This window comes from Pseudomonas sp. BP8 (assembly GCF_017875955.1).
Lineage (GTDB): Bacteria > Pseudomonadota > Gammaproteobacteria > Pseudomonadales > Pseudomonadaceae > Aquipseudomonas.
This window is the reverse complement of sequence record NZ_JAGINK010000001.1, coordinates 3,018,053-3,040,720: the sequence shown is the minus strand read 5'-3', so window position 1 is coordinate 3,040,720 and position 22,668 is coordinate 3,018,053. Positions and strand designations below refer to the sequence as shown.

Annotated in this window: 12 protein-coding genes and 1 pseudogene; 5 read left to right on the top strand and 8 right to left on the bottom strand. The window is 64.8% G+C overall.

The annotated features are described in order from the left end of the window. Nucleotides 1-8 precede the first annotated feature (8 nt). Nucleotides 9-979, top strand: a pseudogene (locus J3B00_RS13265) (MBL fold metallo-hydrolase). Between the two features lie 113 nt (nucleotides 980-1,092). Here J3B00_RS13265 and J3B00_RS13260 read toward each other — a convergent pair. Genes J3B00_RS13260 through J3B00_RS13250 form a run of 3 tightly spaced genes read right to left on the bottom strand, consistent with a single transcriptional unit; the run spans nucleotide 1,093 to nucleotide 5,274 of the window. Continuing rightward, nucleotides 1,093-2,157: a lipocalin-like domain-containing protein gene (locus J3B00_RS13260; protein WP_209867939.1), complete on the bottom strand. Its 1,065-nt coding sequence runs from the start codon at nucleotides 2,155-2,157 to the stop codon at nucleotides 1,093-1,095. Next, complete coding sequence (locus tag J3B00_RS13255) at nucleotides 2,147-4,609, bottom strand: ABC transporter permease (protein ID WP_209867938.1); 2,463 nt, start codon at nucleotides 4,607-4,609, stop codon at nucleotides 2,147-2,149. Before J3B00_RS13255 ends, J3B00_RS13260 begins: the two co-directional genes overlap by 11 nt. Beyond that, nucleotides 4,609-5,274, bottom strand: coding sequence for an ABC transporter ATP-binding protein (locus J3B00_RS13250; protein ID WP_209867937.1), 666 nt, complete (start codon nucleotides 5,272-5,274; stop codon nucleotides 4,609-4,611). The genes J3B00_RS13255 and J3B00_RS13250 overlap by 1 nt, the downstream gene beginning before the upstream one ends. 167 nt (nucleotides 5,275-5,441) lie before the next feature. Between J3B00_RS13250 and J3B00_RS13245 the strand changes: the two genes are divergently transcribed. The 4 genes from J3B00_RS13245 (at nucleotide 5,442) to J3B00_RS13230 (ending at nucleotide 17,291) form a co-directional block, all read left to right on the top strand. Continuing rightward, the gene (locus J3B00_RS13245) at nucleotides 5,442-5,723 is read left to right on the top strand and encodes a hypothetical protein (protein WP_209867936.1); all 282 of its coding nucleotides are present in this window, start codon (nucleotides 5,442-5,444) and stop codon (nucleotides 5,721-5,723) included. Nucleotides 5,724-5,841: 118 nt separating this feature from the next. Further along, complete coding sequence (locus J3B00_RS13240) at nucleotides 5,842-14,472, top strand: glycoside hydrolase family 94 protein (RefSeq protein WP_209867935.1); 8,631 nt, start codon at nucleotides 5,842-5,844, stop codon at nucleotides 14,470-14,472. 147 nt (nucleotides 14,473-14,619) lie between these two features. Beyond that, nucleotides 14,620-15,747, top strand: coding sequence for a DDE-type integrase/transposase/recombinase (locus tag J3B00_RS13235; protein ID WP_245362473.1), 1,128 nt, complete (start codon nucleotides 14,620-14,622; stop codon nucleotides 15,745-15,747). 806 nt (nucleotides 15,748-16,553) lie between these two features. Then, nucleotides 16,554-17,291: a Crp/Fnr family transcriptional regulator gene (locus J3B00_RS13230; protein ID WP_209867934.1), complete on the top strand. Its 738-nt coding sequence runs from the start codon at nucleotides 16,554-16,556 to the stop codon at nucleotides 17,289-17,291. Between the two features lie 182 nt (nucleotides 17,292-17,473). Here J3B00_RS13230 and J3B00_RS13225 read toward each other — a convergent pair whose 3' ends face one another. The 5 genes from J3B00_RS13225 to J3B00_RS13205 form a co-directional block, all read right to left on the bottom strand. Beyond that, nucleotides 17,474-17,833, bottom strand: a complete 360-nt coding sequence (locus J3B00_RS13225; protein WP_209867933.1) for a glucose starvation-inducible protein B — start codon at nucleotides 17,831-17,833, stop codon at nucleotides 17,474-17,476. Nucleotides 17,834-18,001: 168 nt separating this feature from the next. Further along, the gene (locus J3B00_RS13220; protein WP_209867932.1) at nucleotides 18,002-18,895 is read right to left on the bottom strand and encodes a PA4780 family RIO1-like protein kinase; all 894 of its coding nucleotides are present in this window, start codon (nucleotides 18,893-18,895) and stop codon (nucleotides 18,002-18,004) included. Nucleotides 18,896-18,981: 86 nt separating this feature from the next. Next, entirely contained in the window at nucleotides 18,982-20,484 is a 1,503-nt protein-coding gene (gene proP / locus J3B00_RS13215; RefSeq protein WP_209867931.1) for a glycine betaine/L-proline transporter ProP, read from the bottom strand. Nucleotides 20,485-20,663: 179 nt separating this feature from the next. Then, entirely contained in the window at nucleotides 20,664-21,956 is a 1,293-nt protein-coding gene (locus J3B00_RS13210; protein WP_209867930.1) for a sorbosone dehydrogenase family protein, read from the bottom strand. Then, nucleotides 21,953-22,381 carry a DUF2231 domain-containing protein gene (locus tag J3B00_RS13205; protein WP_209867929.1) on the bottom strand — a complete coding sequence of 143 codons (429 nt, stop codon included), beginning with the start codon at nucleotides 22,379-22,381 and terminating at the stop codon, nucleotides 21,953-21,955. The genes J3B00_RS13210 and J3B00_RS13205 overlap by 4 nt, the downstream gene beginning before the upstream one ends. Nucleotides 22,382-22,668: the final 287 nt, after the last annotated feature.

Genomic DNA, 22,668 nt, shown 5'->3' with positions numbered 1-22,668 from the left:
ATCCTGCAATGGACCTGCAGTTTCTGGGCACCTCCTCCGGGGTGCCCACCAAGGCCCGCAATGTCAGCGCCACCGCGGTGATCGAGGCGTCCGGCAAACGCTGGTACCTCGTCGATTGCGGTGAAGGCACCCAGCATCAATTGCTGCACACGCCACTGTCGATGCGCGATCTGCGCGCGGTGTTCATCACCCACGTGCATGGCGACCACTGTTATGGCCTGCCTGGCCTGCTGGCCAGCGCGGGCATGTCCGGGCGGACCGAACCGCTCGAGCTGATCATGCCCGTGGCTTTGCACGAGTGGATCCGCCAGAGCCTCGCCGTCAGCCAGACCTTCCTGCCTTTCGAGCTGCGCCTGCTGGCGCTGGAAACGCTTGAGTGCTGGAGCAGTGATCAGCTCGAGGTGAGCACGCGTGAACTGTCGCACCGGGTGCCCAGCTATGCCTTCGTCTTTACCGAGATCAATCCCGAACCGCGGCTGGCATCGCCAAGCTGCAGGCCGATGGCATTCCTCGTGGGCCGTTGTGGGGCGAGCTGGCCCATGGGCGAGCGGTGCAGCACGCTGGTGGCTGGATCGACGCGCAGGCGTATCTGCAACCCTCGCGGCCAGCGCGGCGGATCATCGTTTGTGGCGACAACGACTCACCGCAGCTACTTGCCGAGGTAGCCGCGGGGGCTGATGTATTGGTGCATGAGGCGACGTTTACCGAGCCGGTGCTGGCGCGCAGCCAGTCGAATTTCGGTCATAGCACGGCGGCAGCGGTGGCGCGCTTTGCCGAGGCGGCCGGGGTGCCGAACCTGGTGCTGACGCATTTCAGTGCGCGCTATCAAGACAACCCGCAGCGCAGTCCTTCGATTGCCGATGTGCGTGACGAAGCCATGGCCCATTACAGCGGGCAGTTGCTGCTGGCGCGAGATCTGCAGCGTTATCGCCTGGACCGGGAGGGGCGGCTGGTAGCGGTCGACAGTCATTCTTCATAGCCAGTTGCGGCCTCTTCGCGGGGCAAGCCCGCTCCTACAGGGACAGCGTCTAACCCTGTAGGAGCGGGCTTGCCCCGCGAAGAGGCCCGCCCAGCCACCCCAACTGCCCAGCCCTAGTACCCCGTCATCTCCAGATACCCCCGCCCGCCCACACTCCCACTAACCCGCACCGGCCCTTCCCAGTAAGGAAAGCGCGTGTTCATCCAAGCCCCACGCTCCACCGCATCAACCTGCACATCCACCCCCTGCCCCGGCAAGCGCACACGCCAGCGCGTCGGCAGCTCCTTGCCATTTGCCTGCCGGCTGGACGCCACCACTTCAAGCTCGATCTGCGCCCCTTGCAGCGTCTGCGTCTGGCCTTGGGCACTGATCCAGGTGCCTGCCCGATACGGCATCCCTTGCGCCTCACGCACCTGAAACAGCATCACCTTCGCCCCGCCTTCCAGGTGCAAGGAAAACCAGTCCCAGCCCGACTGCCCAGCCGCCAGCGGCTGGCTGCTCCACTCCCGATCCAGCCACGCCTGGCCGGTAACCGCAACCCGCTGGCCGTCGCGCTCGACCTCACCGCTGACCCAATAGAACGGCTGGCTGTAGTAGTACGAGGCCTGGCCCTTGCCCGACTTCTCGCTATAGCCCTGGGCACCCTGCAGCACCAGCGGGCCATCGCTGACCAGCTTCAGCGCATAACCAAAACCCTTGCCCTTGGCCTGCATGTGCAACTGGCTGATACCGTTGGTGCCGCGCAGCGACCAATCATCGATCCAGGCGCGAAACGGCTCAGCCTGCACGCCCGCTTGGCCAACGCCGCCGCGGGCCAGGGTCTCACTCACCTGGTGGCCGCCAGGGCCGGTCAGCGCCGCATGGCCCATCCACAGGTTTGGGCTGTCCCAGCCTGCCGTCTCCGGGCCAGGCCGGAGCGCCGATCGAAACAGCGTCCACTGCGCGCCCCAGTCACGCCCTTGGGCATCGCTGAGGTTGGCCGTGATGTACCACCACTCGATCCGATAGCCATCGTGCGGGCCATGATCTTGCGGAAAGCGCAGCACTGGGTTGGGCCTGACCTGCTTGAATGCCGCCGCACTGTCGCCCAGCCCGGCAAAGCTCTTGGGCTCCGGTGCAGGCCCGTCACAACCGGACAGGAGCAGGCAGCCCAGTACGATCCAATACTCAAGTTTCATCGGCAAACTGCCTCAACAACTCGCTTGGCTGGCGGCGCGCCAGCTGCCACAACGGCCAGGCACTGGCCAGAAAACTGGTCAGTACACCGAGCGCAGCCAACTGCAGCAACTGGCCAGGGAATACATACAGGGGCAAACGCCAGCCGAACGCCTGCACGTTCACCACCGCCACCAGACACCATGCCAGCAGCAGTCCCAAGGGGATCGCCAGCAATACGGTAAAACTGCACAGCAGCAAGGTCTGCCCCAGCGATAGCCAGATCAGTTGGCGGCGCGCTACGCCCAGTGCCCACAGCGGCGCCAACTGGCCCAAACGACTCTGGCCCAAGGTCAGCAGGCTGATGAACAGCGCCACCCCCGCTACGCCCAAGGTCAGGCTGTTGAGTGCGGCGGTGGCAGCAAAGGTGCGACTGAACACCTCGCTCGACCAGGCCTTCAAGGTGGCTTGCTCGACTGCCCGGCTGTCATCCAGCGCGAAGCGTTGCAGCAGGGCCTGCCTGAGCGGTGCCACGCGCTCCGCGGCCACCTGCAGGCCAAGACTGGACAAGGTCGCCTGCGGCCAGTGCCGGCGCAGCCAATCAGCATTGACCAGGACATGCCCTTTGGGGTTGCCATAGTCAGCGTAGACCCCGACCACCTTCATCCGCCCTGCCGACGGTTCGGGCAGCTGCAGGGTATCGCCAAGCGACAGCCGCAACCGCCTGGCCAGTTGCTCGCTGAGCATGAGCGCATTGCCGCTGGCCAACTGCGCCCAGGCATCCGGGCTGCGCTCGAGCAGCGGCCAATGCGCGCGGTAAAAAGCATCGTCGCTGACCCCTTGCACTTGCGCAGGCCATTGCTGCAGGCGCCATTCCACCCGCCAGCTGGGCAACACCGCGCTGACCCCGGCCTGCTGCGCCGCCCAGTCACTGATCTGCAACGCCTGCGCGGTATCAGTCGGGGTGAGGTAGAGGTCGGCCGAGAGGCGCTGGTCGAGCCAGCCGGTAAACGTTCGCCGAAAGCCCTCGGTCATGCTCCCGACCCCGACGCTCGCGGCCAGGGCGAGCAACAAGGCCATGAGGGCCAGGCTCAACGCCGGCAATTGCTGGCGACTGTCGGCGATAAACCACTGCACCAGCGGCCTGCGGCCCAGCCGCGCCAAGCCGGCCAGCGCCACCTCCAGCAACGCTGGCAAGAGCAAGGCGGCCGCCAGCAGCAGTGCCGCGAGCAGGGCAAATGCGCTGACCAGGCTGTCGCCCCACTGCCAGCAGCCCAGCGCGACCACCGCCAACACCCCACCCGCCAGACCCTGACGACGCAACCAGGGCCCCTGGGCCATGCGCCAGGCCTGCGCTTGGGCCAGCGCCAGCAACGGCAGGCGTGCGGCGCGCAGCACACTGCTCACGCCCGCCAGCATTGCACCGAGCACACTCACGCCAATCCCCGCCAGCCACCATTGCGGAGCCAGGCTCAAGTGCCCGGCAACCTGCGCGCCGTACAAACCGCGCACACTCGCCGCAAAGTCCGGCAACAGCAGGCTGGCCAGCAGGTAGCCACTGGCAACGCCGGCCACGCCACCGACCAGGGCGAACACGCCAAGCTCGATCGCCAGCCCGCTGAGCACCACCTTCAAACTGATACCGCAGGCACGCAGGGTACGGATCAGGCCCCGGCGCTGTTCCAGGGCGAGGCCAATGGCCGCATGGGCAATAAACAGCCCGACGACAAACGCCAACAGGCCCAGCGCCGTCAGGTTGAGGTGAAAGCTTTCGGTAAGGCGTTGCAGGTCACCGTCGTCACTGGCGGGTTGCAACCTGAGTGCGCCGGCAATCGCTTCGGGCAGCGGCCCATTGGCATCGCTCAAGAGCAGCCGCGACAGTTGCCCCGGTGCCTGCAACAGGCGTTGCGCCTGGCTGATATCGACCACCACAACAGCCGGCGCCAGCCCCGGCTTGAGGACCAAGGCTGGCAGTGGCTGGCCGTCACTGCTGGAGACTTGTGCGCCCGGTGGCAACCGCAGTTGGCGCAACGTGTCCGGTCCGACCCAGGCCTGCCCTGCCGGGCCGATGAACGCGCCGAGGTCGAAGGCCTCTGCCGCGACGCCGGCGACCATCATTGCCGGGGGCAGGCTCAAGGGATCGATGCCGATCAAGCGGACCGTCAGCGCGGGATCCCCGGCAAGCCGCAGGCGCCCCTCCAGCACCGGCGTGACCTGCCAGCCAAGCCGCCTCAGCTGCACGTACAGCGACTGCTCGAAGCGCTCCCCGCTGCGCGCCACCAGTTGCGTCTGCACAGGGCCGGCGAGCACTGCACTGGCGCGGGCGTAATCGCTACGCGCCTGACTGTTCAGCGCCTGCACGCCGGTCCACAGCGCGGTCGCCAGCCACAAGCCGGTAAACACGCTGAAGCACTGCAAGCGATGCCGGCGCCAGTGACTGAGCAGCGCCTGCAAGGCGATCGAGAGCGTGCCCATCAGCCCCGCTCGCCCTGCACGCGACCACCCTGAAGGAAACACCGCTGCTCCAGGCGCTCGGCCAAACGCCGGCTATGGGTCACCATCAGCAGGCTACTGCCCGCATCCGCGACCAGTTGCAGCATCAGCCGCAACACTTCATCACTGCTGGCTTCATCGAGGCTACCGGTCGGTTCGTCGGCCAGGACCAAGGCGGGCCGCCCCGCCAGGGCGCGGCCGATGGCAACCCGTTGCTGCTGGCCGCCGGACAGCTGCTCGGGGAAGCGCTGCAGCACTGCGGTCAGGCCCAAGCGCTGCACGAGGTGAGCCACCCAGGTCGGCTCGTGACGACCGGCCAAGCGCGCCTGGAAGGCCAGGTTGCTGGCGACGTCGAGGCTGCTGATGAGGTTGTACTGCTGGAACACCAGGCCGATGCCCTCGCGCCGCCAGCGCGCCAGTGCCGCCTCCGAGCGGCCGTCGAGAGCATTGCCGTCGATCAGGATGTGGCCGCTGTCGGCGCTGTCGAGACCGGCGACCAAGTGCAGCAAGGTGCTTTTGCCGCTGCCAGACTCGCCCATCAGCGCCAGGCTACTGCCGCGCGCCAGGCTCAGGTCGACGCCCTGCAGGACAGGCAGCGTGCCTTGGGCAGTGGTGAACGATTTGTGTAGGTGCTCGATGACCAGCATCCAGGGCGGTTTCCTCAATAGCAGGCGATGGTTTGCCGGCCTCATCGCGGGCTTGCGTGGGAGCGGGCTTGCCCCGCGATGAGGCCGGCCCTGACACTACGCAACAGGCCAGGCGGTCTAGACTGAATTACGTGAACCATGTCACACACGAGACAGGGACTATCAGCATGACCCGCACCACATGGCTCCTCCCGTCCCTCCTCGCTATCAGCCTGGCCTTGACAGCAGGCTGCGCAGGCAAAGCCTCCAGCACGCGTGCCTCAGCCGCAATCACCGGCTCGAACTGCTTCGCCAAGGCAGTCCCCAGCAGTGGCGAAGGCGGCCTGGCCTGGGGCAACACCCTGAGCATAGCCCGCAAGAAGTCCATGGAGGGCTGCATGCGCTACGCCGGTCGCTCGGGCGGCACACCGGCCAGCTGCCAGGTGGTGATGGCCAAGTGCAAGAACTGATCAGCGCGCACTCCCCCTTGTAAATACCGGCAGCTCTGTTCGCTACCGAACAGACCTGGCTGACGCGCAGCGCCAGAATGAGCGCTGAGCGACTGAACCTGTATCGGCAAGGATTCCCATGGAAAACCCCTGGCTGGGCGTAACCCGTTTGTTCCACCGCTTGCCAACTGCCATCCGCCGCTGGGGCATGACGCCACGCGCGTTCACCTATGAAAGCCTGTTGCGCTCGGAGCTGTTCAGCACCGAGCAGATGGCCGAACACGGCACGGTCCTCGCGACCCGTCACCGCTTGAGCAAACTGCCCGCCGACGATGCCTTGCTGGCGCGTCTGACCGACAACGAACAGACCCTCTCAAGCAGTTGCGCCGCGCTCGCCAGCACCCTGCCCTCGTCGCGCCGGGACATGCCCGCGGCACAGTGGTTGCTGGACAACTTCTACCTGGTCGAAGCGCACATCCGTATTGCCAAGAGCCACTTGCCCCGCGGTTACAGCCGCCAGCTGCCGCGGCTGGACAACGGCCCCTCGAGCGGCCTGCCGCGGGTCTATGACATCGCCCTGGAAACCATCTCCCACGGTGATGGCCGGGTCGACAGCGACAGCTTGAGCGGTTTTGTCGAGGCCTATCAGGGCGTGGCACCGCTGACGCTGGGCGAGCTGTGGGCGATCCCGATCATGCTGCGCCTGGCGCTGATCGAAAACCTGCGGCGGGTCGCTGCGCGGGTCATGGCCAACTGGGCCGATCGCGACCTGGCCAACAGCTGGGCCGATCGCCTCAGCGAGATGGCCGAGCGCGATACCAAGAGCGTGGTGCTGGTGGTGGCAGACATGGTCCGCTCAGCGCCGCCCCTCAGTGCTGCCTTCGTCGCTGAACTGGCGCGTCGGCTGCACGGCCAGAGCGCCACCCTGACCCAGCCGCTGGCCTGGATCGAGCAGATGCTCAGCGAATCCGGATTGAGCATCGACCGGCATGTGCAACTCGACGCTCAGCAACAGGCCATCGACCAGGTGTCGATCAGCAACAGCATTGGCAGCCTGCGCCTGCTGTCGACCACCGACTGGCGTGAGTTCGTCGAGCACCTCAGCCACGTCGAACGGATTCTCAGCGAAGACCCGGACGGGATCTACGCGGCGATGGACTTCACCAGCCGAGACCATTACCGGCATGTCATCGAGCGCATGGCACGGCACAGTTCGGCCAGCGAAGACGCGGTTGCGCGCATGGCCATCGAGCTGGCCCGTGAGCCTGCGACGGCGGCGGATGACCCCACCGGGCATGTCGGCTTCTATCTGTTGGGCCCAGGCCAGGTAGTGCTCGAGCAGCGGCTGGCGGCGCGAATTGCACTTGGCGAACGCTGGCAACGGCTGCTGCACCGTGCGCCGCTGGCGTTCTACCTGCTGCCGGCGGCGCTGCTGACCGGGCTGTTGGCGTGGATCTTCCTGCACGCGATTAGCCAGGATGGCTGGCCAGCCTGGGTGGAGGCCGTGCTCGCCGTGCCCATTCTGCTGATGACCAGCCGCCTGGCCATCGGCCTGATCAACTGGCTGGTGACGCTGACCGTCAAACCCTGCTTCCTGCCACGGCTCGACTACAAGGACGGCATCCCGGCCGATGCCCGCACGCTGGTGGTGGTGCCGAGCCTGCTGGCCACTGCCGGCGATGTCGAAGAGCTGGTCGAAGGGCTGGAAGTGCGCTTTTTGGCCAATCGCGATGAACACTTGCATTTCGCGCTGCTGACCGACTTTCTCGATGCGCAGCAAGCGATCGTCCCTGAGGACGAGGCCCTGCTGGCGCTGGCCAGTGACGCCATACACGCGTTGAACCACAAGTACCCGACGGCGGGCGGCGAGCGTTTCTTCCTGCTGCACCGGCCCCGCTCGTGGAATGCCAACGACCAGCTGTGGATGGGCTATGAGCGCAAGCGTGGCAAGCTGATGGAGCTCAATGCGCTGCTGCGCGGGCATGGCCGCGAGCGATTTCTGCTGGTCGTAGGCGACATTGCCCAGCTCCAGGCCGTGCGCTACGTGATTACCCTGGACAGCGACACCCAGCTGCCGCGCAACGCTGCCAGCCAGTTCATCGGTGCCATGCAGCATCCGCTCAACCAAGCGCGCTTCGAGGCCGACAGCGGGCGCATCCGCGCCGGCTACGCCATCCTGCAACCGCGCGTCGGCATCAGCCTGCCCAGTGCCGCACGCTCGGCCTACGCCCGGCTGTTTGGCAGCGACGCCGGCGTCGACCCGTATACCCAGGCGGTGTCTGACGTGTATCAGGACCTGTTCCTGAACGGCTCGTTCATCGGCAAAGGGATCTACGCCGTGGACGCCTTCGAGCGCGCCCTGGACGGCTGCTTCGCCGACAACCGGGTACTAAGCCACGACTTGATCGAAGGCTGCTATGCCCATTCCGGGCTGCTCAGCGACGTCCAGCTGTACGAAGAGTACCCGCGCCACTACAGCACCGACGTCAAGCGGCGTCACCGCTGGATCCGCGGCGACTGGCAGTTGCTGCCCTGGCTGCTGCCGTGGACCCGCACCGCTGCCAACACACCCAAGCGTGCCGCCCTCAGCGCGCTGTCACGTTGGAAGATCGCCGACAATCTGCGCCGCAGCCTCGAACCTGCGGCGTTTCTCGTTGCCTTGCTGTGGGGCTGGCTGGCGTCCTCGGCGCCGGCACTGTGGACCTTGGCGATACTGGTCCTGCTGTTTACCCGGCCGCTGCTCGACACCCTGCTCGAGCTGCTGCGCAAGACCCCCGACGTTCCCCTCGGACAACACTTGTGGGCTGCCCTGCGGACCTCGCTGGGACATTTTGAGCGCTGCGGCCTGGGCTTGGCCTGGCTGCCCTTCGAGGCCTTCTACAGCCTCGATGCGATCACCCGCACGCTGTGGCGCCTGCTGGTCAGCCGGCGGCGCTTGCTGCAGTGGAACCCGTCGCGCGAAGACGCCCGGGTCAGCGTCAACAGCCTGATCGGCCTCTATCGGCAGCAGTGGATCAGCCCCCTCGTGTGCGCCTTGGTGATAGCCGGAGCGCTGCTGCAAGCGCAGGGGCTGCTGGTTGCCGCGCCGATTCTTGCACTGTGGCTGCTGGGCCCGGCGCTGGCCTGGTGGCTCAGCCGCGAACGAAGCCGCGCGGTGTTCATCCCCTCGCTCGAGGAGACTGCGTTCTTGCGCCGCCTGGCCCGCGCCAACTGGGCCTTCTTCGACCACCATGTCGACGCCCACAACAACTGGTTGCCACCCGACAACATCCAGGAGCCGCCCTACGCCAGCATCGCCCACCGCACCTCGCCGACCAACATCGGCATGGCGCTGCTCGCGCACCTGGCGGCCCATGACTTCGGCTACCTGAGCAGCGCCCGCCTGCTCGAGCGCCTGACGCTGATGCTCGACAGCCTCAGTCGGCTGGAGCGCTACAAAGGCCACTTCTACAACTGGTACGACACGCAGACCTGCACGCCGCTGGCACCGCTGTACGTGTCGACGGTCGACAGCGGCAACCTGGCCGGCTTGCTGCTGACCCTGCGCCCTGGGCTATTGGAGGTGGCCAACGCGCCCCTGCTGGATCAGCGCATCTGCAACGGCCTGCTGGACACCCTTGATGTGCTGCTCAGCGCGTTCGCCAGTGCAGGGCGAAACACCGGCGAACTGCGCGCCTTGCGCGAGCGGACCGAAGCGCTTGCGCGGCAGACCCAGCCCGAACAGTTGCCTGAATGGCTGGAGCAACTGGCCGACTACAGCCGCACGCAGCATCACAGCGAAGACACCAGCGACTGTGCGTTCTGGCTGGCGGCGTTACAGGCGCAGTGCCTGGACATGGCCGCCGAGCTGCGCCGTTTCGCCATGCCGGCAGGCCATGATCAGACCCTGCCGACGCCGTACAGTTGGCACCAACTGGTCGCGCTCGAACCCGCGCACTGGTCGCCCGCCGCGCAGCCTGCCGTGGCCGCCCTGCAGGCGCTGAGCGGCCAGCGTATCGCCAGCGCGACGCGCCTGGCACGGCAGATTGCCGGCCTGGCGAGCATGGACTTCAGCTTCCTCTATGACACCCAGCGCGACCTGTTCACGATTGGCTACAACGCCACCGAGCATCGCCCGGACAGCGCCTTTTACGACCTGCTCGCCTCAGAGATGCGCCTGACCAATTTTGTCGCCATCGCCCAAGGCCAGGTCCCGCAAGCGAGCTGGTTGGCCCTGGGTCGACTGCTGACCAGCAATGCCGGGGTACCGGTGCTGCTGTCGTGGTCGGGCTCGATGTTCGAGTACCTCATGCCGATGCTGCTGATGCCCAGCTACGAAGGCACCCTGCTTGACCAGACCTGCCAGGCCGCAGTCACCCGGCAGATCGAGCATGGCAAGCATGCCGGCCTGCCGTGGGGTGTCTCGGAGTCGGCCTACAACGCGCTGGACAGCCACTTCAATTATCAGTATCGAGCGTTCGGCGTACCCGGCCTGGGCCTTAAGCGCGGCCTCGGCGAAGAACGTGTGGTCGCCCCCTATGCCAGCGCCTTGGCCCTGATGGTCGCCCCGGGCGCTGCCTGCCGTAACCTGCAGCGTCTGGCCCAGGCCGGGCTGGCCGGTCGTTTCGGCCTGTACGAGGCGGTCGACTACACCGAAGCGCGCCTGCCGCCAGGCCAGGACGCGGTGGTGATCCGTTCGTTCATGGCCCATCACCAGGGCATGAGCTTCCTGGCCCTGACCTCACTGCTGCTGGACAAGCCGATGCAGCGCCGCTTTGCCTCCGATCCCAACTGCCAGGCCAGCATGCTGCTCCTGCAGGAGCGCGTACCGAAAACCGCTGCGCAGTACCTGCACACCTCGCAGGCGCCGGCCCTGGACGATACCGGCAGCGCCAGTGAATCGCGCCTGCGCGTGTTCAGCGATCCGAACCGGCGCTACCCTGCCGTGCAACTGCTGTCCAACGGCCGTTACCACGTCATGGTCAACAGCGCGGGGAGCGGCTACAGCCGCTGCAACGATCTCGCCGTCACCCGCTGGCACGAGGACATCAGCAACGACAGCCTGGGCAGTTACTGCTACCTGCGCGACGTCGACAGCGGCCACTACTGGTCAACCAGCTATCAACCCACCTTGCATACCCCGCAGAGCCAGGAGGCCATCTTCAGCGATGGCCGGGCCGAGTTTCGCGTGCGCGAGCTGGACTTCGACTGCCACAGCGAAATTGCTGTCTCCCCCGAAGACGACATCGAGCTACGGCGCCTGCACCTGACCAATCACGCCCAGCAACGGCGTAGCCTGGAGCTGACCAGCTATGCCGAAGTGGTGTTGGCACCAGCCATCAGCGATGCGCTGCACCCGGCCTTCAGCAAGCTGTTTGTGCAGACCGAACTGATCCGCCCGCTGCAGGCCATCGTCTGCACGCGCCGGCCGCGCTCGCAACAGGAAGTCGCGCCGTGGCTGTGCCATGTCCTGGCGGTGCACGGCGCCGACATCGAAGAGATTTCCTTCGAGACCGACCGCGCCCGCTTCATGGGTCGCGGCCGCAGCCTGCGGGCACCGGCGGCGTTGCAGGCAGACGCGCGCCAGCTTTGCGACAGCGCCGGTGCCGTCCTCGACCCGATCGTCTCGATCCGTTGTCGAATCAGCCTCGACCCCGGCCAGAGCGTCACCATCGACCTGGCCACAGGCGTGGCCGCCAGCCGCGAAGCCTGCGTGCAGCTGATCACCAAATACCGCGACCGCCACCTGGCCGACCGCGCCTTCGACCTGGCCTGGCCGCACAGCCAGGTGCTGCTGCGTCAGCTCAACGGCTCGCTGGCCGATGCCCGCCTGTTCGAGCAGATGGCCGCGTCGGTGATCTACGCCCACGCAACCCTGCGCGCCAACAGTGCGCTGCTGGCGAGCAACCGGCGCAACCAGTCCGGGCTCTGGGGCCAGGGCATCTCCGGCGACCTGCCTATCGTGCTGGTGCAGATCGCTGACCCGGCCAACATCCAGCTGGTCAAGCAGATGGTTCACGCCCACGCCTACTGGCGACAGAAAGGGCTGGCCCTGGACCTGGTGATCTGGAACGAGGACCAGGCCGGTTACCGCCAACAACTGCAAGAGCTGATCATGGGGGTGGTTGCCTCCGGCAGTGAAGCCGCCCTGCTCGATCGCGCCGGCGGCATCTTCGTGCGGCCGGCACAGCAACTCAGCGATGAAGACCGGGTGCTGCTGCTCTCGGTGGCCCGGCTGGTGCTCAGCGACAGCCATGGCAGCCTCGCCGAACAACTGCACCGACGCCGCGGGCCACCTGCCCCGGCCCGTTTCGTCGCCACCCCAGCGTTGCCTGCCAGCCCGCACACCCGCCCTGCGCCGCCGCGCCAGACAGCACTGCTGCTGGAAAATCCCTACGGCGGTTTCAGCGCCGATGGCTGCGAGTACATCATCCCGGTGCTGCCCGGCCGCGCGACCCCGGCGCCGTGGGTCAACATCCTCGCCAATGCCCAGTTCGGCAGCGTCATATCGCAGGCAGGGAGCGCCTACACCTGGCGCGACAACGCCCATGAATATCGCCTGACACCCTGGCACAACGACCCGGTCAGCGATCCCAGTGGCGAGGCGCTGTACTTGCGCGACGAAGACAGCGGTGAAGTCTGGTCGGCCACCGCGCAGCCGTGCCCCGGCCCGGGCAACTACCGCACCCGTCATGGTTTTGGTTACAGCGTGTTCGAGTACGCCGAAGAGGGCCTGAGCAGCGAACTGTGGGTGTATGTCGCGCTGGAGGCGCCGGTAAAGTTCTCCCGGCTCATGCTGCACAACAGTTCCGACCGGCCGCGGCGGCTGAGCGCCACCGCGTTCGTCGAGTGGGTGCTGGGTGACCTGCGCAGCAAAGCGGCGATGCATGTGGTCAGCGAAACCGACCCGGTCAGTGGCGCACTGTTTGCCCGCAACGCATTTTCGATCGAGTTTTCCGGCCATGTGGCCTACCTCGATTGCGACCTGCCGTCCCTCAGCATCACCTGCGACCGCAGTGAGTTTCTTGGCCGCAACGGCCACCTGCAGGCGCCTGCCGGCTTGCGCCAGGCGCGCTTGTCGGGCCGCACCGGGGGTGGCCTGGACCCCTGCGCAGCAATCCAGGTAAGCGTACTGCTGGCGCCTGGCGAACGTCGTGAAGTGGTCTTTCGCCTGGGCGCCGAAGCGGATGCCGCGGCGGCGACCCAGCGGGTCTTGCAGTTGCGCGGCGTGCGTGCGGCGCTGGCCGAACTGGACAAGGTACAGACCTACTGGCGCCAGACCCTGGGCCGCGTGCGCATCGAAACACCGGAGCCCGCGCTGGATGTACTGGTCAACGGCTGGCTGATGTACCAGGTGATCGCCTGCCGCTTCTGGGCGCGCAGCGGCTTCTACCAATCGGGTGGCGCCATCGGTTTTCGCGACCAGCTGCAAGACAGCATGGCCATGGTCCACGCTGCCCCGGCGGCGGCGCGTCAGCACCTGTTGACCTGCGCCGCGCACCAGTACCTGCAAGGCGATGTGCAGCACTGGTGGCATCCACCGCTGCAACGCGGCGTGCGCACACGCTGCTCGGACGACCTGCTGTGGTTGCCGCTGGCGACCTGCCGCTACGTCGAGGTCAGCGGCGACAGCGCTGTGCTGGACGAACCGGTGGGCTATATCGAAGGACGCCCGCTGAATGCCGGTGAGGAGTCTTACTACGACCTGCCGGCTCGCTCAGGGGTGGTCGAGAGCCTGTATCAGCATTGTCAGCGGGCCCTTGGCCAGGCGCTCGGGTGCGGTGTCCATGGCCTGCCACTGATGGGCAGCGGCGACTGGAACGACGGCATGAACCGCGTCGGCGAGCACGGCCTGGGTGAGAGTGTCTGGCTGGGCTTCTTCGGCCATCAGGTGCTGCACGCCTTCAGCCGCCTGGCCCAGCGCCGGGGTGACAGTGCCTTCGCCGAACAATGTAGTGCGCGCGCCACGGCGCTTGCAGCCAACCTTGAGGCGCACGCCTGGGATGGTGGCTGGTACCGCCGCGCCTGGTTCGACGATGGCCAGGTGTTGGGCTCGGCGAGCAATCAGGAATGCCGCATCGACTCGCTCTCGCAGAGCTGGGCGGTGCTCTCCGGCATCGCCCCGGCGGAGCGCGCCCGCATGGCAATGAACGCCGTCGACCGGCTGCTGGTGCGCCGCGATATCGGCATCGTGCAACTGCTCGATCCCGCCTTTGACCAAGGCAGCCTCGACCCGGGCTACATCAAAGGCTATCTGCCCGGTGTGCGCGAGAACGGCGGCCAGTACACCCATGCCGCGATCTGGACGAGCATGGCCTTCGCCCAGCTTGGCGACCGGGCCAAAGCCTGGGAGCTGCTGCGCATGATCAACCCGGTGCGCCAGGGCTGCAGCGCCTTGATCGACACCTACAAGGTCGAACCCTACGTGATGGCCGCCGATGTCTACGCGGTGGCGCCGCACGCTGGCCGCGGCGGCTGGAGCTGGTACACGGGTTCGGCGGGCTGGATGTACCGCCTGATCGTCGAGAGCCTGCTAGGCCTGCGGCGTACTGGCGAGACTTTGCGCATCCAGCCGCTGCTCCCCGCCGATTGGCCGGGCTATACCCTGCACTACCGCTTTGGTAGCAGTGATTACCGGATCGAAGTACGCAGCGACGGTCAGGCCGGCGAGCTGAGCCTGAGCCTGGACGGCCAGCCGCTGGCCGGCAGCAGCCTGCAGCTGGTGGATGATGGCGGCGTGCATCAGGTGATTGCCCAGCGCCAGCCGTTACCCCTGCCGATGGCGCCGTAGCGTAGCTATGCACGACCCCTGTAGGAGCGGGCTTGTCCCGGGTACAAACCGGAGACATCGTTTACATTTCAAACCGGGGACATGGTTTACAGGCTAATACGCATGATCAGGAGGTATTTGATCATGCCCTGGAACCAAGAGTCCCCCATGGATCAACGAGTCAGATTGATTGGCGAATGGCTTTCCGGTGATTACACCAAGAGTCAGCTTGCTCGCCGGTACAACGTCAGCCGCCCCACGATCGACAAATGGATATCGCGATATTCTGCGGGCGGCGTTGAAGCGCTGTCCGATGCCTCACGGCGTCCCGACAACAGTCCTAACAAGACAAGTGATGAGCTGTTGGCCCGCATTGTTGCGATGAAAGAAGCGCACGACAAATGGGGCCCCAAGAAGCTCATTGAGCTGTTGCGCCTTGAAGATCCATCCGTTGACTGGCCGTCCCCGAGCACCGCAGGGCAGTGGCTAGACCGACTGGGCATGGTTCACAAACGTGGGCCAAAGCGGCGATACGGGAAAAGCCCCACAAAGATGAGAGAGGCCAACGAGCCGAACAAGACCTGGTGCATCGACTACAAGGGCCAGTTCAAAATGCTCAACGGCCAGTGGTGCTACCCGCTAACAGTCACGGACCACGCCTCGCGCCTCCTCTTGGCCTGCAAAGCCCACAAGAACATCATGACGCAGCCGGTCATACAGACGCTTGAGTGGCTTTTTCAGGAGCATGGAATGCCAGAGGTAATCCGCTCTGACAACGGCAGCCCATTTGCTTCAGTCGGGCTGGCAAGGATGTCCACTATCGCTGTTTGGTTGATCCGCCTCGGGATTTTTCCCGAACGGACCGCTCCCGCGCGCCCAGATCAGAATGGTCGTCACGAGCGGATGCATCGCAGCATGAAGCTTGAACTGCCTCTGGGTCACAATCTGATCCATCAACAATTGTTGCTTGAGCATTTCCGCCACGAATTCAACTATGTCCGTCCCCACGAAGCACTGGGGATGAAGCGTCCATTTGAGCTGTATGTACCATCCAATCGGCCTTACCCCGGATGTCTGCCTGTCGTGGAGTATCCCGCCGAAATGGCTGTCCGCAGTGTCAGGCAAAATGGCTCGATCAAGTGGAAAGGCAAGCTGCTGTTCATCAGCGAGGCCTTGTCTGGCGAGAGGATTGGCCTGAAAGAGGTGGAGGATGATATTTGGGATGTGTTTCTGTGTGACCATCTCCTGGGGAGGCTGGAACGGGGTGAAAACCGCGTTCAAGCCTCAAATGTGTAAACCATGTCCCCGGTTTAAGATGTAAAGGATGTCTCCGGTCGTACACCCGCGAAACCGGCGAAGCCGGTGCCATCCACCACGGTGGCTGGACTGGCCTCTTCGCGGGACAAGCCCGCTCCTACAGGGTTTCGCTAAACCAACAAGTTAGCGTCAGTTCTATGAGGGCGGCCTCGCCGGGGCGCCGGACCGCTCAAGCCAGCTGAAGCCGCTGGCCGGCAGCAGCCTGCAGCTAGCGCAGCAGTGGCCCCTGCCCTGTACATCGAGGTATGCACCATCCCTGTAGGAGCGGGCTTGTCCCGCGAAACCGGCGAAGCCGGTGCCATCCACCACGGTGGCTGGACTAGCCTCTTCGCGGGACAAGCCCGCTCCTACAGGTTTCGCTAAATCAACAAGTTAGCGTCAGTTCTATGAGAGCGGCCTCGCCGGGGCGCCGGACCGGTCGGAAAGGGCTGCGCAGCAGCCCCGGCGCACTCAAGCCAGCTGAAGCCGCTGGCCGGCAGCAGCCTGCAGCTAGCGCAGCCGTGGCCCCTGCCCTGTACATCGAGGTATGCACCATCCCTGTAGGAGCGGGCTTGTCCCGCGAAACCGGCGAAGCCGGTGCCATCCACCACGGTGGCTGGACTGGCCTCTTCGCGGGACAAGCCCGCTCCTACAGGGTTCTGCTAAATCAACAAGTTAGCGTTAGTTCTATGAGGGCGGCGCATGCAAGCCAGCTACCTATTGAAAAGACTCGAAGCGGCTCGGCTGGAGGCCAACTGTGTGAACTAGGCTTGTACAACCACGCCAAGCTGAAGGTTGATGCACCCATGCAGCCCACCCCGCGCCACAATCATCTGCTGGCTGCCCTGCCCGCGCAGGCGTTCGATCGCCTGCAAGGCGACCTTGAGCTGGTCACCCTGCCGTTGGGCAAAGCCCTGTATGAATCCGGCGATACGCTGCGCCACGTCTACTTCCCGACCGACTCGATCATTTCCTTGCTGTACGTGATGGAAAACGGCGCATCAGCGGAGATCTCTGTGGTAGGCAACGAAGGCCTGGTCGGCATTGCCGTATTCATGGGCGGTGAAAGCACGCCTAGCCGGGCCATCGTGCAAAGCGCCGGGCACGCCTATCGGCTGCCGGGGCAGCGCCTGAAGGACGAATTCAATCGCCACGGTGAACTGTTGCTGTTGATGCTGCGCTACACCCAGGCACTGATCACGCAGATGGCCCAGACCGCCGTGTGCAACCGTCACCACTCGATCGACCAGCAGCTGTGCCGCTGGCTGCTGCTGTCGCTGGATCGGCTGCAAAGCGATCAGCTGCGCATGACCCAGGAATTGATCGCCAACATGCTCGGCGTACGCCGCGAAGGGGTCACCGATGCGGCTGGCAAGCTGCAACGGCTGGGCGTCATCGAATACAGCCGCGGGCATATCAAGGTGCTCGACAGGGCACGACTGGAGGCACTCAGCTGCGAATGCTACGAGGTGGTGAGGAAGGAAACCGAGCGGTTGCTGCCGTACTTGCCAGTGCGCCGAGTAACAGGGAATCGCGAAGATTAGGAGATTAACTGCAAGCAGAAACGCAAAAGCCTCTTCGCAGGATAGACCGCCCCTACGTGATGCATGCCGAACACAGTGACTGGATCCGGCACGCATCCCGCAGGGACGAGCTAGCCTGCGAAGAGGCTTCAGCTCGTGGTTGCAACCGGAGCGCGAGGCGCCCCGGTTGAGCTGCAGACGAATCAGTGTTTCTCGTCTTTGTGCATGTTACGGTCAGCACTACCATGCTGACCTGCATCGCGGTCGCGTTGTGTGGTCTGGGCGGGATCGTCAGCCATTCCGCCGCCTGCCCCTTGCCCACCCTGGCGACCGGTCTGGCCGGCTTTGTCACTATCCTTGGTCCACTCGCCACCGGACTTCTGTCCGCCTTGCTTGCCCATGTCGGACTGACGCTGCGGATCATTGCCCATGCCACCTTCAGACATCTGGCCACCTTGACGTCCTGCCTGGCCAGCCTTGTCCTGGTCGTGGGCCTGATCGCCTTGATTGCCTTGGGCGCCTTTGCCCATGTCGCCACCTTTATTGCCTTGATTACCAGCCATGATGGTCTACCTCGTTGAGTGACACAGATGAATCTGTGTGTACATCTGAGAGTCACCAACGATCGAGCTAATCCTATTTATATTCGCCCGTGCAGACCAAAGGCCGTAAATGCCAGCGCGCATGGACGCTTGCGCGCGAAATATTCACTTGATAATCAACCTCTAGAACTACTGCATCCAAGGCGGCGGTGGCTCCTCACCTTTGACCGGCCCACGCTCGACATCCTCCCGCGCCGCTCGGCGACGCTCGTCGTCGATCCGCGCCGCTTCGATCTCGCGCAGCACGCCGCCAACATCGGCGTCGTGGTCGTCGTCCTGGAACTCCCCGGTCAACGGGGTATCCGGCAGCAGCTCACCGGCCTCGAACAGCGACCACATCTCGCGCGCGTAGCGGGTGTCCCTGAGCTCCGGGGCAAACCGGCCGAAATAGCCGCTCATGTTCGCCACGTCACGGTCGAGCATGCTGAACGCATGGTTGTTGGCCGCCGCGTCCACCGCCTGAGGCAGGTCGATGATCACCGGGCCATCCGGGCCGAGCAACACGTTGAACTCGGACAGGTCGCCGTGCACCAGACCGGCGCACAGCATCAGCACGATCTGGCGAATCACGAAGGCGTGGTATTCACGCGCCTGCTCAGGCTCCAGATGCACATCGTTCAGGCGTGGCGCAGCGTTACCGTGCTCGTCGACCACCAGTTCCATCAACAACACGCCATCCTGGAAGTCGAACGGCTTGGGTACCCGCACACCCGCGCTGGCCAGGCGGAACAGCGCCGCCACTTCGGCGTTCTGCCAGGCATCCTCGGCTTCCTTGCGACCGTACTTGGAACCCTTGGCCATGGCCCGGGCCTGGCGGCTGTTACGCACCTTGCGCCCTTCCTGGTACTCGGCGGCCTGGCGGAAGCTGCGCTTGTTGGCCTCTTTATAGACCTTGGCGCAACGCACCTGGGTACCGCAGCGCACGACGTAGACCGCCGCTTCCTTCCCGCTCATCAAGGGCCTGAGCACTTCATCGACCAGCCCGTCTTCAATCAGCGGTTCTATCCGTTTTGGAGTCTTCATCAGGTTTAATTCTGGGTCCTGTTCTGCCAGACACATGGTTTGTCGGCCATCCTCTCACAGCCTGAACAGACTTGCTCGCCCACGCGCTAATCGATACGCGGATGTTGCTGTACCAAATGCTGCCGCTTGGCTTCCAGTTCGGCGATCTGTTGGTCGATATCCTCGATTTTATGCTCGATATTGTCGTGGTGCTCCTGCAGCAACTCGCGCGCTTCCTCAAGGTCGGAAGCGGCCGGAGCGGCGCCACGCAGGGGCTGGTTGGCGGTTTCTTTCATGGTCACGCCAGTCACCAGGCCGATCAGCGCGACCACCATCAGGTAGTAGGCCGGCATGTACAAGTCGTTGGTGGTTTCCACCAGCCAGGCGGCGATGGTCGGCGTCAGGCCGGCGATCAGTACCGAGATGTTGAATGCACTGGCCAATGCGCTGTAGCGGATATGCGTGGGGAACATCGCCGGCAAGGTCGAGGCCATCACGCCGATGAAGAAGTTGAGCAGGATCGCCAGGACCAGCAGGCCGGCAAAGATGATCCCGAGCACGCCACTGTTGATCATCATGAAGGCCGGAATAGCCATGATCAGCAGGCCGATACTGCCGCAGAGGATGAACGGGCGGCGGCCGAACTTGTCGCTCAAGAAACCGATGACCGGTTGCACAAAGAGCATGCCCACCATGATGGCGATGATGATCAGGACGCCGCGGCTTTCGCTGTAGTGCAGGTTATGCGAGAGGTAGCTTGGCATGTAGGTGAGCAGCATGTAGTAGGTGACGTTGGTCGCGATCACCACGCCGATGCAGGTCAGCAGGCTGCGCCAGTGCTGGGTGGCGACTTCCTTGAACGACACCTTGGGGCCCGACGCCAGGCCCTCGCGATCGCCCTGCTCGAGCTTTTCGACATGCTGCTGGAAGGCCGGGGTCTCTTCCAGGGCGTGACGCAGGTACAGGCCGATGATGCCCAGGGGCAAGGCCAGCAGGAACGGCAGGCGCCAGCCCCACTCGAGGAATTTCTCTTCACCGACGGTGGCCGAGATGCATACCACCAGGCCTGCACCAAAGACGAAGCCTGCGATCGAGCCGAAGTCCAGCCAGCTGCCAAGGAAGCCGCGCTTGCGGTCAGGCGCATATTCGGCAACGAAGATCGAGGCACCGGTGTATTCGCCACCCACCGAGAAGCCTTGGGCCATCTTGCACAGCAGCAGCAAGATCGGCGCCCAGATGCCAATCGAGGCGTAGGACGGGATCAGGCCGATGGCAAAGGTGCTCAGCGACATGATCACGATGGTCGCCGCCAGGACCTTCTGGCGCCCGTAGCGGTCGCCCAGGGCACCGAAGAACAGGCCGCCCAGCGGGCGGATCAGGAACGGCACCGAGAACGTCCCGAGGGCCGCAATCATCTGCACACTGGGGTCGGCGCCAGGGAAGAAGACTTTGCCCAGCACATAGGCGACAAAGCCATAGACACCGAAGTCGAACCATTCCATGGCGTTGCCCAGTGCCGCAGCAGTGATCGCCTTGCGCATCTTGGCATCGTCGACAATGGTGATGTCCTTGAGGCCGATCGGCTTGACGCTTTTCTTGCGTGATTTCATATCCGTCACTCTGTTTCTGACTTGTCCTACCCGGCTGCCATCGTTTTGGTGGCCAGGGCTCTAACGCATCAGATACAAAGTGATACTAAATAATTCACCGCTAAATAAATTTTTCAGTGATCCGGGCGGCCTCTTCGCGGGGCAAGCCCGCGAAGAGGCCGGTCGGGCTCACGCCACGGTCACTGCTTGCGCGTCACCCGCCACACGGTATTGGCCAGGTCATCAGCAATGATCAGCGCCCCGCGCGGGTCGACCGTCACTCCCACCGGCCGGCCGCGGGTCTTGCCCTCTTCGCTGCGGAAGCCCGTGGCGAAATCGATCGGATCGCCCGCCGGCCGGCCATTGCTGAACGGCACGAAGATCACCTTGTAGCCCACCGGGTTGGGCCGGTTCCAACTGCCGTGCTCACCCACGAAAACCCCGTCGGCGAACTGCTCGCCCATGGCCGCGCTGGAGAAATCGACGCCCAACGCCGCGACGTGCGAGCCGAGGCTGTAGTCGGGTTTGATCGCCGCGGCGACTTTTTCCGGGTTCTGCGGCTGCGCGCGCGGATCGACGTTCTGCCCCCAGTAGCTGTACGGCCAACCGTAGAACCCGCCCTCCTTCACTGAGGTCAGGTAATCGGGCACCAGGTCCGGCCCGAGCTCATCGCGTTCGTTGACCACCGTCCACAACTGCCCGCTGCCAGGCTGGATGGCCAACGCCGTGGGGTTGCGCAGGCCGGTCGCGTACGGCTTGTGCGCCCCGCTCTGAGCGTCGATCTGCCAGACCATCGCCCGATCGATCTCGACCTCCATGCCACGCTCGGTGACATTGCTGTTGGAGCCAATGCCGACATACAGGTAGCGGCCATCCGGGCTGATCGTCAGGGCCTTGGTCCAGTGGTGGTTGATCGCCGACGGCAAGTCGGTGACTTTGACCGGTGCCCCGCTGGCCTTGGTCTGGCCGTCGGCATAGTCGAAGCGCACCAGCGCATCCTGGTTGGCCACATACAACTTGCCGTCGGCGAAGGCCAGCCCGTAAGGCGCGTTGAGGTTCTCGGCAAACACCGTTTTCAGCTCGTAGTTGCCATCGCCATCAGCGTCGCGCAGCAAGGTCAGGCGATTGCCGCCCTTGACCTGGGTGTTGCCCTTGGCCTTGATCGAGCTGGCGATGACATCCTTGGGCTTGAGCTTGGCCGCGTTGCCGCCGCGGCCTTCGGCCACGATGATGTCGCCGTTGGGCAGGACCAGCGTCTGGCGCGGGATCTGCAGCCCGGTGGCAATCGCCGTGACCGCGTAACCCTGGGGCACGGTCGGCTTCTGTTCGCCCCAGGCGGTTGGCTCGGCAATCTTCATGCTCGGGAGCAAGCCACGTTGCGGATCGGGCAGTTTCGGGTCGGCGCCGTAGGCTTGCTTGGCATCGCCCTCGCCACCGCAGGCGCTGAGCAACAGCGCCATGCTCAAGACGGTCAGTGCAGGCACCTGGCTCATTGTGCACCTCCGGATCGCAGGTTAGTCAGGCCGGTCCAGGTCGCGATGCAGGCCAGCACGGCCACGATCACCGACAGTACCAGGCCCGTCGGCATCACTGCCCAGGCGTCCTTGGCGTGTTCGAAGGCGTTCACCAGGCCCAGCCCGAACGTTACCAGCAGCAGCACGAAGTACAGCAGCGGGCGCCCGGCCTTGCGTTCGGCGCGAACCAGGTTGACCAGCGCGAACAGCAACGCCAGCCCACAGAACAGCAGCCCGCCGGCGATCAGCCAGGCGGCGAAGTTGCTCCACTGGATCTGGTACGTCTGGAAGTAGGCGATGTCACTGAGCAAACCGCCAAGAAACAGCGGCACGGTACCGGCCAGCAAGGTCGCGTGCAGCGGCCCTGGTGTACAGCGGTAGAGGGTTGGGTGGTTAACGGTCACGGCGGCTCCTTGCGGGTTGTCTGGGCGCACAGTGCGCAACAACAAGGAGCCTGTGCCAAGCCGGTTAGTTCACTCTGGTTCGCGGGCCATGCCTCTGCCAGTCAGTTAAGAAGCTGGGGCTGCTTTGCAGCCCTTTCGCGACACAAGGCCGCTCCCACACTGTCCGCGCTTGCCCAGTAAATAGCGACATACACAATCTGTGGGAGCGGCCTTGAGTCGCGAAAGGGCCGCAAAGCGGCCCCGGCTTCTTAACTGACTGGCATTGGGGCCAGCTCGCTCCAAGAGGG